Raw genomic sequence first — 17,880 nt, 5'->3', positions numbered from 1 at the left:
GCGTCGTGGGCGATACGGACCTCGCAGCGCGGCTCCGGACGCTCCGGCTCGCCGCCGGGATGACGCTCGAGGCGCTGGCCGAGCGGTCGGGGGTCAGCGTCCGGGGGATCAGCGACATCGAGCGTGGCAAGAGCCTGCATCCGCAGCCCCGGACCGTGGAGGCGCTCGTGCACGGACTGCGGCTCGACGAGGGCGGCCGACGGTGGTTGCGTGCGCCGCTGCTCGGCGCGGCCGCGGACGTCGGGAGGACCGACTTCCGCCCGCCGCGCCTGGCGGACTTCACCGGCCGTGCCCCCGAGCTGGCACGGCTCGTGGCCGGCCTCGACCCCTCTGCTCACCGCCCCCTGTTCGTCGTCTCCGGACCTCCCGGGATCGGCAAGACGGCGCTGGTCACCGAGGCGTTCGGTCGGGTGGACGCACGACGGGTGTTCGTCGACCTCGCGGGGCACGGCCGTCCCTCGTCCACCGCACTCGAGGTCCTGCAGCGGGTGCTCCGCCAGTGCGACCCGGGTGACCCGCCCGGTACGCTCGCCGCAGCTCGTGCTCGGTGGTCCGAACTCTGCACCGGCGAACGGGTCCTGGTGCACCTCGACAACGTCTCCGACGAGAGCCAGGTCCGCCCGGTGCTGGTCGAGGGTCGCGCGACGGTGGTGGCGACGTCCCGCCGGAGTCTCGCCGGCCTGGACTCGGAACGGATCGTGCTCGACGTCCTCGGACACGAAGACGGCCGACGGCTGTTGGAACGAGCGATCCCGGCGGGACAGCGGGACACCGCCGCGGTCGAGGAACTCATCGCGCTGTGCGACGGGTTCCCCCTGGCGCTCCGGGTCGCCGCGAACCGCGTCGCCAGCCGGCCCGCGACGAGCGTCGCCGACCTCGTCTCACGACTCCGCTCGGCGGACCGACGACTGGCGCTGCTCGTCGCCGGCGACGTCTCGGTCGCAGCGACGATCGCGGTGTCGTACGACGACCTCGACCCGGCCGTGGCGGCGGTGTTCCGGGCGACCGCGGCGCTCGACGGCGTCACGTTCGGGCCCGACCTGGTCGCTGCGGCGACGGACGGTGGCGAGGTCGACACCGAGGACCACCTCGACCAGCTCGTGGACCTCGGGCTCGTCGAGCCGCGCGGAGCCGATCGGTACCGCGTCCACGACATCATCCGCCTGTTCGCGCTCGGTCGGCTCCGCGACGACCCCGCCGCCGAGTCCGCCGCGCGCGACCGACTGACCGGGTGGCTCCTGGACCGTCTGCTCGCAGCGGGTTCCGCGTTCGTCGTGCCCGGCCGTGCTCCGGTGTCGAGACCGGACGACGACCAGGACACGGCGCGCGACTGGATCATCGGCGAGGTCGACCACTGGTGGCCGGCGTTCCAGCGGGCCGCCGCCGGCGGACGGCACGACGTCGTCCTGACGTTGGCCTCGGTGCTGCAGTGGTTCGCGAACCTCTGGCCGGACTGGGGGCGGTGGTACGAGCTCGACCTGCTGGCCGAGCGGTCGGCCGAGGCCATCGGGGACGACGGGGCGCGGTCCCGGATCGCCGGACACCTCGCCTGGGCGGCGCACGTCGAACGCGCCGACCACGACCTTGCGGGGCGGCACGCCGAGGACGCGCTGACGGCCGCGGAACGGTCCGGGGCGGTCGACCTCGTGGCCTGGGGGCACTACCACGTCGCGTGGTCGCTCCTGGAAGCGGGTGATGGCGACGGGGCGGAGGCCCACGCGCTCGCCGCGGTCGCCGGCTTCGAAGCCGAGGACGATCCGGTGTTCCTGCACCAGGCCCGTGGGATGCTCGGCCTGGTGCTCCGCGCCCAGGGACGGCACGTCGAGTCGGTCGCGTCGTTGCACGCGACCGTCGACGGCATCGTCGAGGGACTCGACCCCGTCGACGAACGCGTCCGGTACGCCCAGGCACTCGCACGTGCGGAGCTCGCTGCGTCGCTCCTGGAGTCCGGCGCGGTCGACGAGGCGCTCGCCGTGCTCGACGACGGACTGCGCGCCGTCCCGGACGACACCGGCACGTCGCTGGGGCTGCTCCTGCAGCGACGGGCGTCGGTCCTGATCGCCCTGGGCCGCCGCGCCGAGGCGCTCCACGACGTCGAGCGTGCGCTCGGGGCGATCCCGGCCCAGGGCCGTCCAGCCCGGCTCGAAGCCCTGCACCGCGAGCTCCGCGCGCTGCGCGTCGAGCTCGGCGGACCACCGGACTGATCGCTGCCCGGTCACCCGGCCGCGGCGCCGACCGCCGTCGCCCGGACCGGACCACCCGGCGCCGCACCGGGCCGGCGCCCGAGACCGGCGAGTGCTGCGGCCCCCTCGGAACCAGCCGGCGCGTGGAAGGCCGTCAGGACGAACCGTCGGGGACCGGGCACCTCGAGCGTCTGGCACGCCAGTGTCACCGGACCGTACCCGTGCACGTGCTGGCGGACGGAGCCGTTGAGGTACGGGCGCGCGTCGTGGCGTGACCACAGCTGCCGGAAGTCGTCGTCGCGGACCGACAGGGTGCCCACGATCTCCTGGAGCCGACGGTCCCGCGGATCGCTCCCGTAGCGCAGGGTGGCAGCGGTCCGCGCCGCCGCGTCCGGCCAGTCCTCGAGCATCGCCCGCCCCGCACTGGAGAAGACGGCGAGCGGTAGGTTGACGCCGGGTCGCAGGCCGCCACCGGTCATCGCCCGCGCCAGCGGGTTGACGATCACGACGTCCTGGTTGCCGTCCATGATGTAGGCGGGGGTCCCGGTCCACTGGTCCAGCAGGCCGGCCAGCGCCGCGAGGACCTCGGTCGCGGGAGCCGGAGCCTCCATCGGCGCCTCGCCCGCCTGCATCCGTACGAGTCTGCTCATGTGGTCGACGGCCACGGCTTCGAGGTTGAGGGCTCGGCCGAGCGCGTGCAGGACCTGGTCGGACGGCTGGCGGTCGCGCCCCTGCTCGAGCCGGAGGTAGTACTCCTGGCTGATCCCGGCCCGACGCGCCACCTCGTCTCGTCGGAGTCCGGCGACGCGGCGGGGCGTGAGCGAGACGATCCCCACGTCCTCGGGCTGCACGAGCGCTCGTCGTGCGCGGAGGTACTCGCCGAGCGGGGTCACGGTGATCGGCATGACGGCTCTCCCTCTGGTCGTCCGGTGCGGCCCCGCCGAGCGGTGCTGCATGATGTCGGAGATCAGCACACCAGCAGCCCGGCGTCCGCACCATGCAGAACGCAGGCAGGAATCGAGGAAGCCGTGCCCGAAGGACCAGATGGAGCACTCCTCCGCCGTCTGCGGACCCGCGCGGGCATGACCCTCGCCGACCTCGCCGGGGCCGCACGGATCGGAGTCCGGACACTCGGCGACGTCGAACGCGGCGTCGCACGTCGGCCGCAGCGCGCGACGCTCGAAGCGCTCGCCGATGCACTCGGCGCCGGACCGGACGAGCGCGCGGCACTGCTGCGCATCGGTCGGGCTCGGGCAGCGACCTCGTCCACCGCGCCGGACGTCGTCGCGGACTTCACCGGGCGGGACGACGAGGTCCGGCGGATCGTCGACCGCCTCCGCGCCGGCGCCGGCGCCGGCGCAGGAAAAGGGGCCGGGGCCGGGGCCGTCGTCGTCATCGCCGGCGGTCCCGGCATCGGCAAGAGCGCGCTCGCTGCCGAGGCGCTGCGGACCAGCAGGGGCCGGTGGCTCCACGTCGACCTGGCAGGACAATCGGAGACGCCGCTGTCCGCACTGGACGTCGTCCGTCGTCTGGTCACCCTCGCGACCGCCGGCGCAGAGGAGGCACCGACCGGGTTCGACGCGGCGACGGCGCGCTGGCGGGAGCTGCGCGATGCACACGGCCACGCCGTCCTGCTCGACGACGCCGTCGATGAAGCGCAGGTCCGTTCCGTCACCGGCGCAGGGGGCTCCGGCGGACCGGTCGTGGTGACGTCCCGGCGGCTGCTCGCGGGTCTCGACGCGGACCTCCGCATCACGGTCGGTCCGCTGTCCGAGACCGACGGCACGGCCCTGCTCGGGCGGATGGTGCCGGACGCGACCCACGACCCGGCGCTGCGTGCGTTGGCCGGGCGCTGCGCAGGCGTGCCCCTGGCGCTCCGGGTCGCGGGCGGTCGCATCGCAGCACCGGGCGCCGACGTGGACGGGTTCCTGCAGGCGATGCTGGCCGAGGAGCTCCGGATCGGTGCGCTGCGGCACGGATCGCTGTCGGTCGAGGCGGCGTTCAGCGCCTCGTACCGGCGGCTCCCGCAGACGACGGCCCGGGTGTTCCGGTCCCTCGCCGTCATCGACGGGACGACGTTCGACGCACAGGTCGGCGGTGCGGCGCTCGGTCTCGACGAACCGACCGCCGAGGACGCCCTCGAGGAACTGGTCGACCTCGGCCTGCTGGAGCCGCGCGGGGGCAACCGGTACCACGTGCACGACCTGCTCCGGGCCTTCGCTGCCGACCGGCTCACCGAGGAGGACGGGTCGGCCGCGACGGGGGCATGGCGCGAGCGGCTGCACCGGTCCCTGCTGGCCACGGTGACCGTGGCGGCGAGCCGGTTCGCCCCGGCATCCGAGCACCGTGCAGCAGCCGACCCTGCGGCGCTCCAGGTCTCCGCCGACCCGGTCGCAGCGAGGGCGTGGATCGTCACGGAGGTCGACCACTGGTGGCCGGCGTTCCGGTCGTCGGCCGAGTGCGACAGCCCCGAGGCGAGGGCGGAGGTCGTCGGCCTGGCAACCGGACTGCAGTGGTTCTCGAACCTCTGGCCGGCGTGGGGCCGTTGGTACGACGTCTTCGGCGCTGCCGTCGACGCGGCGCGAGCGAACGGGGACCGCGGTGCATCCTCCCGCTTGCTGGGGCTGCAGACGTGGGCCGCGTTGATGGAACGCGGCGATCGTGCCGGTGCTCTCGACCTGGCGACCGCCGGCCTGGCCGACGCCGCGGCGGCTGGCGACGTCGCGGTCACGGCGAACGCCGAGTACCACGTCGCCTGGGCGCACCTCGCGCTGCGGCAGCCCCTGCTCGCGCTGCCGCACATCGACGCGGCGATCGACGGCAACACCCGGGCCGGCGACGACGCAGCGCTCGTGCAGTGTCGATCGATGGCGGGCGCGGCGCTCCACCTGCTCGAGCGGCACGACGAAGCGATCGAGGTGTTCCGGGCCGTGCTCGTGGACCTCGGACGTGCGCCGGCGGGTGATCCCGGGGCGGCCTTCACCCGCGTGGTGGCCCTGGAGGAGATCGCGAAGTCGGCGAACGCGATCGGGCGGTGGGACGAAGCGCGTGAAGCGGCCGAGGCGGGACTCGGCGCCGCGACCGAGATGGCGTGGGACATCGGGGCGGCCCGCGCCCTGCGGCAGCGCGCGGAGGCTGCTCTCGGCGCCGGCGACGTCGACGACGCGGCCGCCTACGCCCAGCGGGGCATCGCCCTCGTGGACGACGAACGCGCCGACGCCCAGGCGGTCGCGGTGCTCGGCGGGCTGCAGGAACTGCTCCAACGGACCGGGCATCAGGCGTCCTGACGAGCACGGCCGGTGAACCTGTCCCCGGCACGGACACGCTCGGCGTCCGGGCCCTCCGTAGTCTGCGACGGTGCTGCCCGACCCCGACCCCGACCCCGACCTCGACCTCGACCTCGACCGTCAGCCGATCGTGCGTGCCCGTGACGTGGAGCACGCGTACCCGGTCGCGGCAGGACCGGCGGTACCGGTCCTGCGCGGGGTGTCCCTCGACGTCCGGCCCGGGGAGATGCTCGCCGTGGTGGGCCCGAGCGGTTCGGGCAAGTCGACCCTGCTCGCGTGCCTGTCGGGCCTGGAGACCCCCCTCCGTGGCTCGGTCGTGCTCGACGGTGTCGATCTCCGCACCTTGTCGCCGCAACGTGCGGCGCGGCACCGCCGCGGCCGCGTCGGGTTCGTCTTCCAGGCGTACAACCTGCTCCCGGCGCTGACGGCCCGGGAGAACGTCGCCCTGCCCGCTCGGCTCGCCCGCAGGCCGGCCGATCGGCGAACGGTGGACGCCGCGCTGGACGACGTCGGACTCCTCGCCGTCGCCGAACGGCGACCGGAAGCGATGTCCGGTGGGCAGCAGCAGCGGGTGGCGATCGCGCGTGCACTCGTCGTCCGACCACGAGTGCTCTTCGCCGACGAACCGACCGGAGCCCTCGACACCGTCGCGGGCTCCGACGTCCTCGACCTCCTGCGTCGCGCGGCTGGTGGCGACCGATCGGTGGTGATGGTGACCCATGACCTCGCCGCAGCGGCTCGGGCAGACCGTGCGATCGTCCTGCGGGACGGCACGGTGCACGCCGAACTGGACCGACCGGACGCGGCCGCGCTGTTCGCCGCCGTCGAGCGAGCGGCGGCCGCGGCGTGATCGTGGCCCGGCTGGCCGTGGCCGACCTGCGGTCGTCGTGGCAGGTGTGGGCCGGGCTGTTCACCGTGTGCGCGGTCGCCGCGGTCGCGGGTTCCGTGCCCGGCGTCCTGATCGTGAGTGGACTCCGGACCCCCGGCGTGCGTGGACTGGCGTTGCTGTCGATCGCCGGCACGACGGCTGCGTTCGGACTGATCGCGCTGCTCGTGGTGGTCTCCGCCGTGGTCCGGCTGACCGCGGGTCTCCTCGAGCGGACCCACGCCCTCTGGCAACTCGCCGGGGTGACACCCCGCGGCGTCCGGGTCACGATGCTCCTCCAGACGGCCGTCACCGCGACGATCGGGGCAGTGTGCGGAGGCACGGTGGCGGCCTCCGTCGTGCCGGCGTCGGTGGCGGCGTCGCTCGCCGACGCCTCGGGCCTCGCCGGTGTCGACGTGACGGGGTCCGGTCAGGAGACCGCCACGGTGGTCCTGTCCACCGTGGTGGCGGCCGTCCTGGCTGCGCTGCCCGGCAGCCGACGGGCTGCCTCGACCTCGCCGCTGCTGCTGCTGCGCACCGAGACGGGTGGACGTCGGTCCGGAGCCGGTCGGATCGCGGTCGCGGTGCTGCTGAGCGCCCTCGTCGTCAGCATGCTCGTCGGACTCCCGCGGTCGGTCCCCGATGGAGCGGCTCCGGCGCTGCTCATCGGACCCGTGCTCATCGCCGTGGTCGCGGTCCTCGGTCGGTCGATCGGTGCACCCGTCGTGCGGCTCTGGACGGCGGCGGTGCCGGAACGGGCGTCGGTGGCGTTCGCGGTCGCACGGGCCACGGCGCGGTGGGCCGCGACGCGGAGCGACACCACCCTCGCCGCACTCCTCATCGCCGTCGGGCTGCCCACGGCGCTCGTCGGCGGCCAGCGGACGGCGGCGAGCGCGTTCGGGGCAGCCACGGCGCACGCGAGCGGGGCCGGGGCGACGCTCCTCGTCCTGAGCGGACCGGTGCTCCTCGCTGCGATCGGCGCCGCCGCGACCGCGGCGATGTCGACGCGGGACCGCGGTCGTGAACGGGAGCAGCTCCGCGCGATCGGCGCGTCGCCCGGGCTCGCGGTGGGCGTCGCAGCGCTCGAGGGACTCGTGCTCAGCGTGACGGGGATGCTGATCGCCGGCGCCACCGTGTTGATCGCCGTCGGCGCGGAGTGGACCGTCCTGGCGCCGTCGTACCCGGCGACACGGCCCACCGTCCCCCTCGACGTGCTGCTGTGGGCGGGTGGGTTCTGCTCCGTGCTGGTGGTGGTCTCGACGCTCCTGCCCGCCCTGGACGTCCGCCGCTCGTGGCTCGGCCGTACGCTCCGCCCGTGAGCACGGACGACGGAGCCGACGGCCGGCGGGCACTGCTCGAGCGCCTGGTCCTGCCGTGGCGGACGGTGCCCGCCGTCGTCTACGACCGGCACCTGACGATCCGGATCGTCAACGATCTCGCGCGTGCCCTCCACCGGACGTTCCGACCGGGCGCGAACCTCGCGCGCTCCGCGTTCCTGCCGTCGGGGGACGGTGCTCGGGCCGGCTCGAGCGTGGACCCCGCCGGCACCACACCCGTCGGCGCGCGACTCGCCGCCGAGCTCCGGCGGTCGCTCGACGAACACCACCAGGACCGCGGGTACGTGGAGCTCATCGGGGAGCTGGCAGCCCGGAGCGCCGCGTTCGCGCAGTTCTGGGCGGAGCCCGACGGGGCCGAGCCGAGCGGGGTCGTCGGGTTCGCGCTCCATGGCACCGGCCGGGTCGTCCTGGCCTACCACCGGTTCTCGGTCCCCGGGCCCGACGGTGACACGCTGCTGCTGTGGCACGGCGCCGACGACACGTCGACCGGGCGACTCGCGGCACTCGCCCGGTCGCTCCACGACTGATGCGGGGTCCCGTGGGACGCCGCGAGACCCGCTCCGGGTCCCCACGTGGGCTGCGGGGGAATGGCCCTCGGGGGGACACGTGCGCAGGGTCCGGCCGCCGTAGCGTCGTGAGGGTCGCGACGACGTGACACCGACCCGAGGAGACCCGCGATGACGATCTCGTTCCCGCCCCTGCCCGCCGTCCTGCACGTGGGCGCGGGCGCCGCCACCCCTGCGGTGCAGACCCTGCTCCTGCCGTCCCCGGCAGTCGTCGCCGGCCGTCCGGGAGCCCGGCGGTGAGCCCGCTGCGTGCCGTGCTCCACGTGCGCCGGGCGGAGCCGGACCAGTGGCGCCGACGCGGGCTGCGATCGCCACGTGAGATCGCGGTCCTGACGGCGGAACGTTCACTGCCCGACGATCCCGCGTACGGCGACTTCTTCCTGAGGGCGCCGTGACCCGGGTGCATACCGAACGGCCCGGTCCCTGCGGGGACCGGGCCGTTCTCTGACCGGGGACGGCTCAGGCCGCGTGGACGGCCGTGCGTTCCCGGCGGGACCGCGCGGTGAGGCCGCTCGCTGCGGCGACGGCGGCGATCGCGACGAGTCCGGCGTAGACGGCCCCGACCTCGGCGAGCCCGACGACGTCGGTGAAGAACCCGGCGACGAGCACCGGGATCCCGTACGCCGCGTAGGCGACCAGGTAGACGGCGGCGAAGAGGCCACCGCGTGTGGCGTTGTCGGCGAGTGGTCCGAGGATCCGCAGGGACGAGCCGAACGCGGCGCCCTGGCCCGCTCCGCCGACGATCGCGGCGGCGACGAGCAGCGGCAGGTCAGCGGCGAGGATCGCCGTGCCGGCGCCGATCGCGCCGAGCAGCAGGAGCCCGGCGCCCACGGCGGTGGCGACCCGCGCCGCCGAGCGTGAGAAGAGCATGCCCGCGATGGCTGCGGCGGCGGGCTGCAGCGCGATGACGACGGCGCTGGCGGTGCCACCGTCGATGCCGAACACGCCGTCGTCGAGGCGTGGGCCGAGGCCGAGGAAGAGTCCCGAGAACATCCACCCGGCGACCGTCAGCGGAGCGAGCACGCCGAACCAGGTCCGGGCGGCCGCGGGGACGGCGAGGACCGGCCGGAGCGACGCGAGCGCCCCGGAGTGGCGGTCGGCGGTCTCATCCGCAGCCAGGACCGCGGCGACACCGACGAGCAGGACGACGCCCAGCGTCAGGAACACGGCAGCGGTCGGGTCCGGTGCGAACTGCGCGGCGAGACCGCCACCGAACGCACCGAGCGCCAGCCCCCCGACGGGAGCGGCACTGGTCAGCACGGTCATCGTGCGGCGGTGGCGCTCGCTCGACAGCTCGATGATCGCCGCTGTGAACGTGCTGGTCGCCGCACCAGTGGCGATCCCCTGCACGGCACGAGCGGCGATCACCCACCAGACGGAGTCGGCGACCAGGAACAGGGCACCAGCGACGAGCAGGAGGACGAGCGCGCCCACCAGCACCGGGCGACGTCCCACGTGGTCGGACAGACGTCCGGCGACCAGGAGCGTCCCGAGCAGGGTGACGGCGTAGGCCGTGAAGGCCGTGGTCAGCTGCCAGTCCGGGAAGCCCCAGGCCGACTGGTAGACGACGAACAGCGGGCTGCCCGCTCCGGCGCCGAACGCCACGGCGACGGACGCGATGACGACACCGACCAGGGCGGTGCGTCGGTAGGTCGCCGAGGACCGACGGGGTCCGTCGGCCTCCGACCGGCGCAGGAGGCCGAGCGAGCGGGTCGCGATGCTGCCGACGATGACGGTCGCCACCCCGACGACCACCCATGCGAGGGCCGTCCCGAGCGCGCCGACGTCCGCGGCGGTGAGCAGTCGCACCGCGTAGGTGGCACTCGCCGCCGTCGTGAACGTCATCGCCCAGAACCCGATCGCGAAGCCGCTCGTCAGGTACCGGCGGAGCAGGAACAGGTGCGGGAGCAGGAGCGCGACCATCGTGCCGGCCAGTACGGTGTCGACCGTCGAGGGAGCACCCCCGCTGATGACCCACCAGGCGTTGCCGGCGACCGCCGGTGGTGCGGAGAAGATCGCGAGCGTCGGCAGGAGCGGCGCTGGGATCGCCGGCCCCGTCGCCAGGCGCGCGACGAGCATCGCGCCGATGAGGATCCAGAACAGGATCCCCGCGGCGAAGTACCCGACGGCGAGGGTCTGTGCGCCGATCGTCGCGAGCGACTGCGCTGCGAGGAGCGAGCCGGCGACCGTCGGCAGCAGGTACCCACCGTGCAGCGTGCCGATGTCGCGGGGGACGGTGAGCAAGGAGGTGAGGAACCAGGCGCCGAACGCCGTGGTCAGGACGAGCATCACCCAGACGCCGACCGCACCCACGACCGGCGACGTCGCGCTGAGGTGTGCCGCCAGCAGCGACCCGACCGCGGGGACGAGCGCGGCGAAGGGGCCGAGCACGGGGTGCCGGAGATCCGCTCGGATGCCCCTGACACCCCCCGGGCGTCGGAGGGAGCGGACGATCGTGATCACCCAGGCCAGAGCCGCCGCGGCCCAGAGGACCTCGCCGATCGCCGGCGGCGCGCCGAGCTCGACGCCCGCGACGGTCCACGTGCCGGCGAGGCCGGCTGTGCCGAACGCGATGCCGAAGGTGTTCAAGGGGAGCCGTGGGCGCTCCGCGAGTGTGCTGTTCATCGATGCCTCCAGAGGCGGACGCGAATGTAACCTGCTGAGGTGGGTGGGCATTCCGTGGGATGGCCAAGGGCGACCTGGAGGCGCGTGGCGGGGCCGCCACGCGCCTCCAGGTCGCTGCGGGGGGGTCGCGTCAGCTCCTGATCCAGGCGAGCACGTCCTGCTGCAGGGCCTTGCGGTAGTCGCCGTGGATGCCGTGCGGGGCACCCGGGTAGGTCTTGAGCGTGCCGTCCGCGACGAGCTCGATCGCCTTGCGGGCGGCGTCGTCGATGGGGACGATCTGGTCGTCCTCGCCGTGGTTGATCAGTATCGGCACGGTGAGGGACCGCAGGTCCTCGGTCTGCTCGGTCTCCGAGAACGCCTTGACGCAGTCGTACGCGGCGGACAGGTTCACGTTCTGCCCCTGGCGCCAGAAGTCGAGCTTCGCGCCGTACGAGACGTCGCGGCCGTGGTTCGCCCCGAAGAACGACTCGGACAGGTCGAGCCAGAACTGCGAGGCGTCCTCGAGCACGCCGGCACGGATGCCGTCGAAGACCTCCATCGGCGAGCCCTCGGGGTTGCTCTCGGTCTTGACCATGATCGGCGGGATCGCTCCGGCCGTGACCACCTTGGCGACCCGGCCGTCGGCGTACCGCGCGGCGTAGCGGACGACCTCGCCACCACCGGTGGAGTGCCCGAACACGACGACGTCGTGCAGGTCGAGGTGTTCGATGAGCGCCGCCAGGTCCTTCGCGTACTGGTCGATGGTGTGGCCGACCGCGGTCTTCTCCGACCGACCGTGTCCACGGCGGTCGTGGGCGATGGCGCGGTAGCCGTTGTCGCTGAAGAACTTCAGCTCGGGCTGCCAGGCGTCCGAGCTGAGCGGCCAGCCGTGTGCGAAGACGATGGGCTGTCCCTCGCCCTGCTCGGTCCAGTACATCTCGATGCCGTCGGGGGTGGTGAACGTGGGCATTGCGGGCTCCTTGCGTCGTGGTCGGGTGCCGGACGTCCGTCGTCGGCGATGGCGACGCTACGAGCGGGGCCGCGGCAGGGGCGTGTCCCCACCGGGACCACCCACCTGCTGGCCGACGCGGCCGCCACGGGTGCCCCGGGCGGGGACACGCACGTCCGGGGGACGTCGACCTACGGTCCGGACATGCACCCCCACCAACCCGCGTCCACCGAGCACTCCGCCGACCGTCCCGTGGAGCCGTCGCCGTGAGCATCGACACGACCCTCGCCTGGGTCGTCGCGTTCCTGGTCGTGACGGTCGCGGTGAGCGCGGCGGCACGGCGCGTCGGGTGGTCGGCTCCGCTCGCCCTGGTCGTCATCGGCGTCGCCGTCTCCTACGTGCCCGGCGTGCCCCGCGTGGACGTCGAACCGGACTTCGTCCTGTCCGTGCTCCTCCCGCCGCTGCTGTTCGCAGCGGCCCTGCAGACGTCGCTGTCGGACGTCCGCGCCCGCCGCGAGTCGCTGCTGTTGCTCTCCGTCGGCCTCGTGGCCTTCACCACGGTCGTCGTCGGTCTGGTGACGTGGGCGGTCGTCCCGACGCTGACCCTCGCAGCGGCCTTCGCCTTCGGCGCCGTGGTGGCCCCGACCGACGCCGTCGCGGTGTCCGCCGTCACCCGTCGTGCACCGCTGCCGAGGCTGCTCGCCTCGATCCTGGACGGCGAGAGCCTGCTCAACGACGCCACGGCGTTGGTCGCGCTCAACACGGCCGTGGTCGCGATCGTCGCGGCGTTCGACCCGGTCCGGGCCGTCGGTGAGTTCGTCCTCGCGGTGGTCGGCGGCATCGGCATCGGCCTGCTCGTCGCCTTCGCCATGGGCGCCGTCCGGCGGCGGCTCTCCGTCGCGGTCCTCGACACGAGCCTGTCCCTCGTGACGCCGTACGTCGCGTTCCTGCTGGCGCACGGCATCGGCGCATCAGGGCCCCTCGCGGTGGTCGTCGCGGGGCTGTTCCTCGGGTTCCGGGCCCCGGTCCTGCAGTCGGCCGAGGCCCGCCTGGCCGAGTCGCTCAACTGGCGCACCATCCAGTTCCTGCTCGAGAACGCGGTGTTCCTGCTCATCGGTCTCAGCCTGCCGGCGATCCTGCGTGGCGCGCTGTCGTCCGGGATCGGGCTGGGTCGAGCGTTGTTCGTGATCGGGGTGGTCCTCGTGGTCCTGGTGGCCGCGCGACTGGGCTGGAGCCTGGCCGTGACCGCGGTCTACCGCTGGGGACCGGCACGGCTCAGACGTCGGAGCTGGCAGTGGCGGTTGGACCTGCCGGTCACGGTCGCCGGTGTGCGCGGCGTCGTCACCCTCGCCGCGGTGTTCCTGCTGCCCGAACAGACGCCCCACCGCGCGTTCCTGCAGTTCCTCGCGTTCGTGGTCGTCATCGCCACGCTCCTGCTCGGGCTCTCGCTGCCCTGGGTGATCCGCCGGGGGGGACTGCCGGCGCCGAACCTCGACCAGGAGCGGATGGAGACGCAGCTGCTCCTCGCCGAGGCCCGTGCCGAGAGTCTGCAACTCGTCGACCGGCTGGAGGCCGGAGCCTACGACGACCGCGCGGTCGAACGCGTCCGGATCGATGCGGCACTCCTCGGCGAGACACTGGTCGGCGACGAGGGCGTCCGTGCGGACCGTGCGGCGGCGTACGCCGAGCTGCGGATGCTCACGATCGTCGAGGAGCGACGGGCCGTGCTCCGCGCACGTGGCGAGGGGCGTTACCCGGAGACCACGGTCCGCGCAGTGCTGACCGTCCTCGACATCGAGGAAGCCGCCGTCCGCGCCACGCTCGCCGACGACGCGGACTGAGGGACGGGACCGTGCCTGCCCGCGTCCGGACCATGTCCCTGACGGGAGCACGCGGCTCGGCGTGCACCGCTCCTAGCGTCGACCCCGCAGCCGACCACCGGGGTCGGTCGAACCCGAGGAGTCACCCATGAGCACCACGGCAACCACGACCGGTCCCACCACGACGACCGTCCCGACCGAGACCGTGACGGCGGCCGACGGCACCACGTACGCCTACCGCCGGTTCGGGAGCAGCACCGATGGCGTCCCACTCCTGTTCCTCATGCACTTCCGGGGGAACCTCGACAACTGGGACCCGGCGCTCATCGATCCGATCGCAGCTCGGCGCGAGGTCATCCTCGTCGACAACGCCGGCGTCGGCGCCTCGACCGGGATCGTCCCGTCGACCGTCGCGCAGATGGCGACGGACCTGCTGGCCTTCACCGATGCACTCGGCATCCGACGGTTCGACCTGTTCGGGTTCTCCCTCGGCGGGTTCGTCGCACAGGACATCGCCCTGCTGCGGCCGTGGGCGGTCCGCTCCCTGGTGCTCGCCGGGACGGGCCCCGCCGGCGCGCCGACCATGCACGGATGGCGCGAGGACATCGAGCGCGAGTCCCGCCACGACGTCCCCACGGCCGAGAGCCTGCTGTACATCTTCTTCGCGCACACCGACACGAGCCGGGCTCGCGGTGTCGACTTCCTGCGTCGACTGGGCGCCCGGACCGAGGACCGTGACGCCCCGACCACCCCGGCGGTGCGCGACGCCCAGTACGACGCCGTGCTCGCCTGGGGGGTCCCGGGCCTGACGAAGCTCGAACGTCTGACCGCCATCCGCCAGCCGACGCTCGTGCTGCAGGGCGACGACGACCTCATGATCCGCACGCCCGGCAGCCACACGCTGGTCGGGCTCATCCCGGACGCGCGCCTGCACGTGTTCCCCGACGCCGCGCACGCGTCGATCTTCCAGTACCCCGACGAGGCCGCGGCCGTCGTCGAGGAGTTCCTCTCCGCGGCGACCGCCGCCTGACCACGGAGTCATCATGACCACCACCACGACCCTGCTCGACCGCATCGTCGACGCCCACGGCGGAACCCGCTGGGCCGACGTCTCCACCATCTCGGCGAACCGCCACTTCGGCGGCGTCTTCTGGGGCCTCAAGCAGGTGCCCGGGATCGCCGAGGAAGGACGCTTCACCGTCGACCTCCGGCGTCAGCGCACGTCGCTCGACCACTTCGGCGCCGACGACCTCCGGACCGAGTTCACCGGCGACCACGTTGCGGTGGTCCGCACGACCCCCCACGGCGACGAAGTCATCGAGGAACTGGCGGATCCACGGTCGTCGTTCCGGGGACACGTGCTCGAGACCCCGTGGAACCGGCTGCAGCTGGCCTACTTCACCGGGTACGCCATGTGGACCTACAACACGGAGCCGTGGTCGTTCACGTTCCCCGGCGTCCACGTGGAGGAAGTCGGTCCGTGGACCGAGCCGGACGGCGCGACGTGGGACCGGCTCCGCGTCACCTACCCCGACAGCATCGCGACCCACACCCCGACGCAGACCCTCTACGCCGACGCTGACGGCGTCCTGCGGCGTCGTGACTACGAGGTCGACATCGCAGGCGCCTCGCCGAGCGTCGAGTACATGACCGGGCAGACCTGGGTCGACGGTCTCCTGCTCGCCACCGAGCGGGAGATCTTCGTCCGCGACGGCGACGGCCGGGCGCTGCCGGAGCCGCTGATCGTCTCGATCGGCATCGACGACATCGTCGTCGGTTGACGGGGTCGAGCATGTCCAGCACCTGGTTCATCACCGGTTCGTCCCGCGGCTTCGGCCGCGCACTGGCCCTCGCCGCACTCCGCGCCGGAGACCGGGTCGCGGCCACCGCGCGGGACCCCCAGCAGGTGTCCGACCTGGTCGAGGAGTTCGGCGCCCAGGTCCTCCCGCTCGCCCTCGACGTCACCGACGCCGCCGCGGCCGCGACCACGCTCGCAGCCACCCGCGACGCATTCGGCCGGGTCGACGTCGTCGTCAACAACGCCGGCTACGCGAACCTCGCGCCGATCGAGACCACGGCGGAGGACGACTTCCGACGGCAGTTCGAGACGAACTTCTGGGGCGTCCACAACGTCTCCAAGGCGGCGATCCCGATCCTCCGTGCGCAGGGCGGCGGCACCGTGGTCCAGTTCTCGTCCGTCGGCGGTCGGGTCGGTGGCACCCCGGGGCTCGGCTCGTACCAAGCCGCGAAGTTCGGCATCGACGGACTCACCCGGGTGCTGGCCACTGAGACCGCCCCGTTCGGGATCCGCTACCTGGTCGTCGAGCCGGGCGGGTTCGCGACCGACTGGGCCGGAGCGTCGATGGACGTCGGCACCGTCCCGGACGAGTACCGATCCACGGTCGGCGCCGTCGCCGAACGGTTGCGGAGCTCGCCCGCGGCCGGGGACCCGGACCGTGCCGCCGAGATCCTCGTGCGGACGGTGGGACGGGAACGCCTGCCGTCCCACCTCGTCATCGGCGCCGGAGCGGCGCGACTGGCGATCGCGTACTCGGAGCAGCAGATCGCAGAAGCGACGGCGTGGGAGGCCGTCTCGGCGTCCGCGGACTTCGCGGCGCCGCGCGTGGAGCTCCCGAGCGACTGACGACCGCACCGCGACCGCCGGTCACTGGTGCAGGAAGTCCTGCCGCTCCTGCTCGACCACCGGCGCGAGTCGCACCCGGACCACCGGACCGGAGTCGACGCTGGTGACGCCCTCGAGTGCGACCACGAGTGCGTCGGGGCGCTGCTCCCAGGCGACCTCGCCGGCGTGGCCGAGGACCGCGACGGACCGGATGGTCCGACCGAGCAGGCCCGAGGCCGACCCGAACGCCCGGATGCTGGCCGACCCGTCGTCCGGGTCGGCCAGCAGCGTCGCGTAGACGGCATCGCCGGTGACGTCGTGGCGCGTGGTGAACCGGACGTCCTCGGCGGTGTACTCGACCGTGTCGGCGTCCACGAACGAGCCGGCGGGTCGTGTCGTCGGCCCCTCGCCCGAGATCGTCCACGGCCGGGTGCCGTAGATCGCCTCGCCGTTCACCGCGAGCCACGAGCCGATGCCGCGCAGGATGCGGACCTCGTCCTCGGGCAGGGTGCCGTCGGCCTTCGGCCCGGTGTTGAGCAGCAGCACACCGTTCTTCGCGACCACGTCGACGAGTTCGGCGACCAGGTCGCGCACCGTCTTGTAGTCATGGCCCTCGATCCAGCTCCACGCAGTCTTCGCGATCGCGGTGTCGTTCTGCCAGACGGTCTCGGGTGTGCCGGCCATCGCTCCGCGCTCGATGTCGTACACGGCGCTGCCCGGCGCGAACGTCTCCCACTTGTAGTTGATGACGACCTCGCGGCCCCACTCGGCGGCGCGGTTGTAGTAGTAGGCCGCGAGGGTGCGGACGTACGGCTGGAACGCGGGCTGCTCGATCCACCAGTCGAACCAGAGCACCTGCGGGCGGTACTTGTCGATGAGCTCGACGGTCCGGAGCAGCCAGTCCTCCAGGAAGCGTTCGTTCGGGGCGGTCTCCTCGCGCTGCGCCGGACCGTAGAGATCGGTATACCGCGGATCGAGCACATCCGACGGGGTCTTCGTCCCGCCATTCATGAAGAACCAGTGCTCGGCGCGGTGGGACGACGCGCCACGGACCATCCACGCTTCGTCCGCGGCGACGAGGAGTTCGCCGAACACGTCACGCCCCGGCCCGAGCTGCGCGGCACTCCAGCGGGAGCGGTCGGTGTCGTACATCGCGAAGCCGTCGTGGTGCTCGGCGACGGGGACGACGAACTGCGCGCCGGCCTCGCGGAACACCCGCACCCATTCGGCGGCGTCGAAGTGCTCCATCGTGAACGAGGGGATGAAGTCCTTGTACCCGAACGCGTCCTGCGGCCCGTAGGTCTCGACGTGGTGCGCGAACTCGGGCGTCCCGGCGCGGTACATGTCGCGGGAGTACCACTCGTTCCGGAACGCGGGGACCGAGAAGACACCCCAGTGGACGAAGATCCCGAACTTGGCGTCCTGGTACCAGAGCGGTGCGCGGTACCGCTGCAGCGACGCCCAGGTCGCGTCGTACGGGCCCGAGCGGACGACGGCGTCGACCGCGGCGAGGGCCGCGGTGTTGTCCGACACGTCGACCGGCTCGGGCAGGGTGGTCGGGTCCAGCGGGGTGAGCGGTTCGTGCACGACGTGCTCCGATCGGTTGCGGCGGCTCGGCGACGGCGATGTCGGGAGCATGAGACATC

General features: G+C 73.3%; 14 protein-coding genes. 10 read left to right on the top strand and 4 right to left on the bottom strand.

Annotated features, from left to right (window positions below):
• Positions 1-5: 5 nt before the first annotated feature.
• Positions 6-2,204, top strand: coding sequence for a helix-turn-helix domain-containing protein (locus EDF63_RS00140; protein ID WP_123310112.1), 2,199 nt, complete (start codon positions 6-8; stop codon positions 2,202-2,204).
• 11 nt (positions 2,205-2,215) lie between these two features.
• Here the strand turns inward: EDF63_RS00140 and EDF63_RS00135 are convergent, their stop codons facing one another.
• Positions 2,216-3,088: a helix-turn-helix domain-containing protein gene (locus tag EDF63_RS00135; protein WP_185021215.1), complete on the bottom strand. Its 873-nt coding sequence runs from the start codon at positions 3,086-3,088 to the stop codon at positions 2,216-2,218.
• A gap of 24 nt (positions 3,089-3,112) precedes the next feature.
• Between EDF63_RS00135 and EDF63_RS00130 the strand changes: the two genes are divergently transcribed.
• The 5 genes from EDF63_RS00130 (at position 3,113) to EDF63_RS18890 (ending at position 8,478) form a co-directional block, all read left to right on the top strand.
• The gene (locus EDF63_RS00130; protein WP_311316872.1) at positions 3,113-5,470 is read left to right on the top strand and encodes a helix-turn-helix transcriptional regulator; all 2,358 of its coding nucleotides are present in this window, start codon (positions 3,113-3,115) and stop codon (positions 5,468-5,470) included.
• 70 nt (positions 5,471-5,540) lie between these two features.
• Positions 5,541-6,320 carry an ABC transporter ATP-binding protein gene (locus tag EDF63_RS00125; RefSeq protein ID WP_221180509.1) on the top strand — a complete coding sequence of 260 codons (780 nt, stop codon included), beginning with the start codon at positions 5,541-5,543 and terminating at the stop codon, positions 6,318-6,320.
• The gene (locus tag EDF63_RS00120) at positions 6,317-7,654 is read left to right on the top strand and encodes an FtsX-like permease family protein (protein WP_123310106.1); all 1,338 of its coding nucleotides are present in this window, start codon (positions 6,317-6,319) and stop codon (positions 7,652-7,654) included. The genes EDF63_RS00125 and EDF63_RS00120 overlap by 4 nt, the downstream gene beginning before the upstream one ends.
• Positions 7,651-8,199: a hypothetical protein gene (locus EDF63_RS00115; protein ID WP_148061673.1), complete on the top strand. Its 549-nt coding sequence runs from the start codon at positions 7,651-7,653 to the stop codon at positions 8,197-8,199. Before EDF63_RS00120 ends, EDF63_RS00115 begins: the two co-directional genes overlap by 4 nt.
• 150 nt (positions 8,200-8,349) lie before the next feature.
• Positions 8,350-8,478, top strand: coding sequence for a hypothetical protein (locus EDF63_RS18890; protein ID WP_260232894.1), 129 nt, complete (start codon positions 8,350-8,352; stop codon positions 8,476-8,478).
• A gap of 219 nt (positions 8,479-8,697) precedes the next feature.
• Here EDF63_RS18890 and EDF63_RS18830 read toward each other — a convergent pair whose 3' ends face one another.
• Together EDF63_RS18830 and EDF63_RS00105 are read right to left on the bottom strand one after the other, a co-directional pair.
• Positions 8,698-10,863, bottom strand: a complete 2,166-nt coding sequence (locus tag EDF63_RS18830; protein ID WP_221180508.1) for an MFS transporter — start codon at positions 10,861-10,863, stop codon at positions 8,698-8,700.
• Between the two features lie 130 nt (positions 10,864-10,993).
• On the bottom strand, positions 10,994-11,812 hold the full coding sequence (locus EDF63_RS00105) for an alpha/beta fold hydrolase (protein WP_123310101.1): 819 nt from the start codon (positions 11,810-11,812) through the stop codon (positions 10,994-10,996).
• A gap of 245 nt (positions 11,813-12,057) precedes the next feature.
• Here EDF63_RS00105 and EDF63_RS00095 point away from each other — a divergent pair, with 245 nt between their 5' ends.
• From EDF63_RS00095 to EDF63_RS00080, 4 genes are all read left to right on the top strand, one after another.
• Positions 12,058-13,632 carry a sodium:proton antiporter gene (locus EDF63_RS00095; protein WP_123310097.1) on the top strand — a complete coding sequence of 525 codons (1,575 nt, stop codon included), beginning with the start codon at positions 12,058-12,060 and terminating at the stop codon, positions 13,630-13,632.
• Positions 13,633-13,759: 127 nt separating this feature from the next.
• Complete coding sequence (locus EDF63_RS00090) at positions 13,760-14,641, top strand: alpha/beta fold hydrolase (RefSeq protein ID WP_123310095.1); 882 nt, start codon at positions 13,760-13,762, stop codon at positions 14,639-14,641.
• Positions 14,642-14,654: 13 nt separating this feature from the next.
• Complete coding sequence (locus EDF63_RS00085; protein WP_123310093.1) at positions 14,655-15,392, top strand: hypothetical protein; 738 nt, start codon at positions 14,655-14,657, stop codon at positions 15,390-15,392.
• Positions 15,393-15,403: 11 nt separating this feature from the next.
• A complete protein-coding gene (locus EDF63_RS00080) occupies positions 15,404-16,255 on the top strand; it encodes an SDR family NAD(P)-dependent oxidoreductase (protein ID WP_123310091.1) in 852 nt (283 codons plus the stop codon).
• Positions 16,256-16,276: 21 nt separating this feature from the next.
• On the opposite strand, the gene EDF63_RS00075 is transcribed toward EDF63_RS00080, so the two are convergent.
• Positions 16,277-17,872, bottom strand: coding sequence for an alpha-L-fucosidase (locus EDF63_RS00075; RefSeq protein ID WP_123310089.1), 1,596 nt, complete (start codon positions 17,870-17,872; stop codon positions 16,277-16,279).
• Between the last annotated feature and the right edge of the window lie 8 nt (positions 17,873-17,880).

Source organism: Curtobacterium sp. JUb34, from assembly GCF_003755065.1.
Taxonomy (GTDB): Bacteria; Actinomycetota; Actinomycetes; order Actinomycetales; family Microbacteriaceae; genus Curtobacterium.
This window is presented reverse-complemented; position numbering and strand designations above follow the sequence as displayed.

Excerpts from the sequence above, each read along its gene's own strand:
- EDF63_RS18830 (WP_221180508.1), bottom strand. The coding sequence starts at position 10,863 with ATGAACAGCACACTCGCGGAGCGCCCACGGCTCCCCTTGAACACCTTC.
- EDF63_RS00085 (WP_123310093.1), top strand. The coding sequence starts at position 14,655 with ATGACCACCACCACGACCCTGCTCGACCGCATCGTCGACGCCCACGGC.
- EDF63_RS00075 (WP_123310089.1), bottom strand. The coding sequence starts at position 17,872 with ATGCTCCCGACATCGCCGTCGCCGAGCCGCCGCAACCGATCGGAGCAC.
- EDF63_RS00105 (WP_123310101.1), bottom strand. The coding sequence starts at position 11,812 with ATGCCCACGTTCACCACCCCCGACGGCATCGAGATGTACTGGACCGAG.
- EDF63_RS00090 (WP_123310095.1), top strand. The coding sequence starts at position 13,760 with ATGAGCACCACGGCAACCACGACCGGTCCCACCACGACGACCGTCCCG.
- EDF63_RS18890 (WP_260232894.1), top strand. The coding sequence starts at position 8,350 with ATGACGATCTCGTTCCCGCCCCTGCCCGCCGTCCTGCACGTGGGCGCG.
- EDF63_RS00135 (WP_185021215.1), bottom strand. The coding sequence starts at position 3,088 with ATGCCGATCACCGTGACCCCGCTCGGCGAGTACCTCCGCGCACGACGA.
- EDF63_RS00080 (WP_123310091.1), top strand. The coding sequence starts at position 15,404 with ATGTCCAGCACCTGGTTCATCACCGGTTCGTCCCGCGGCTTCGGCCGC.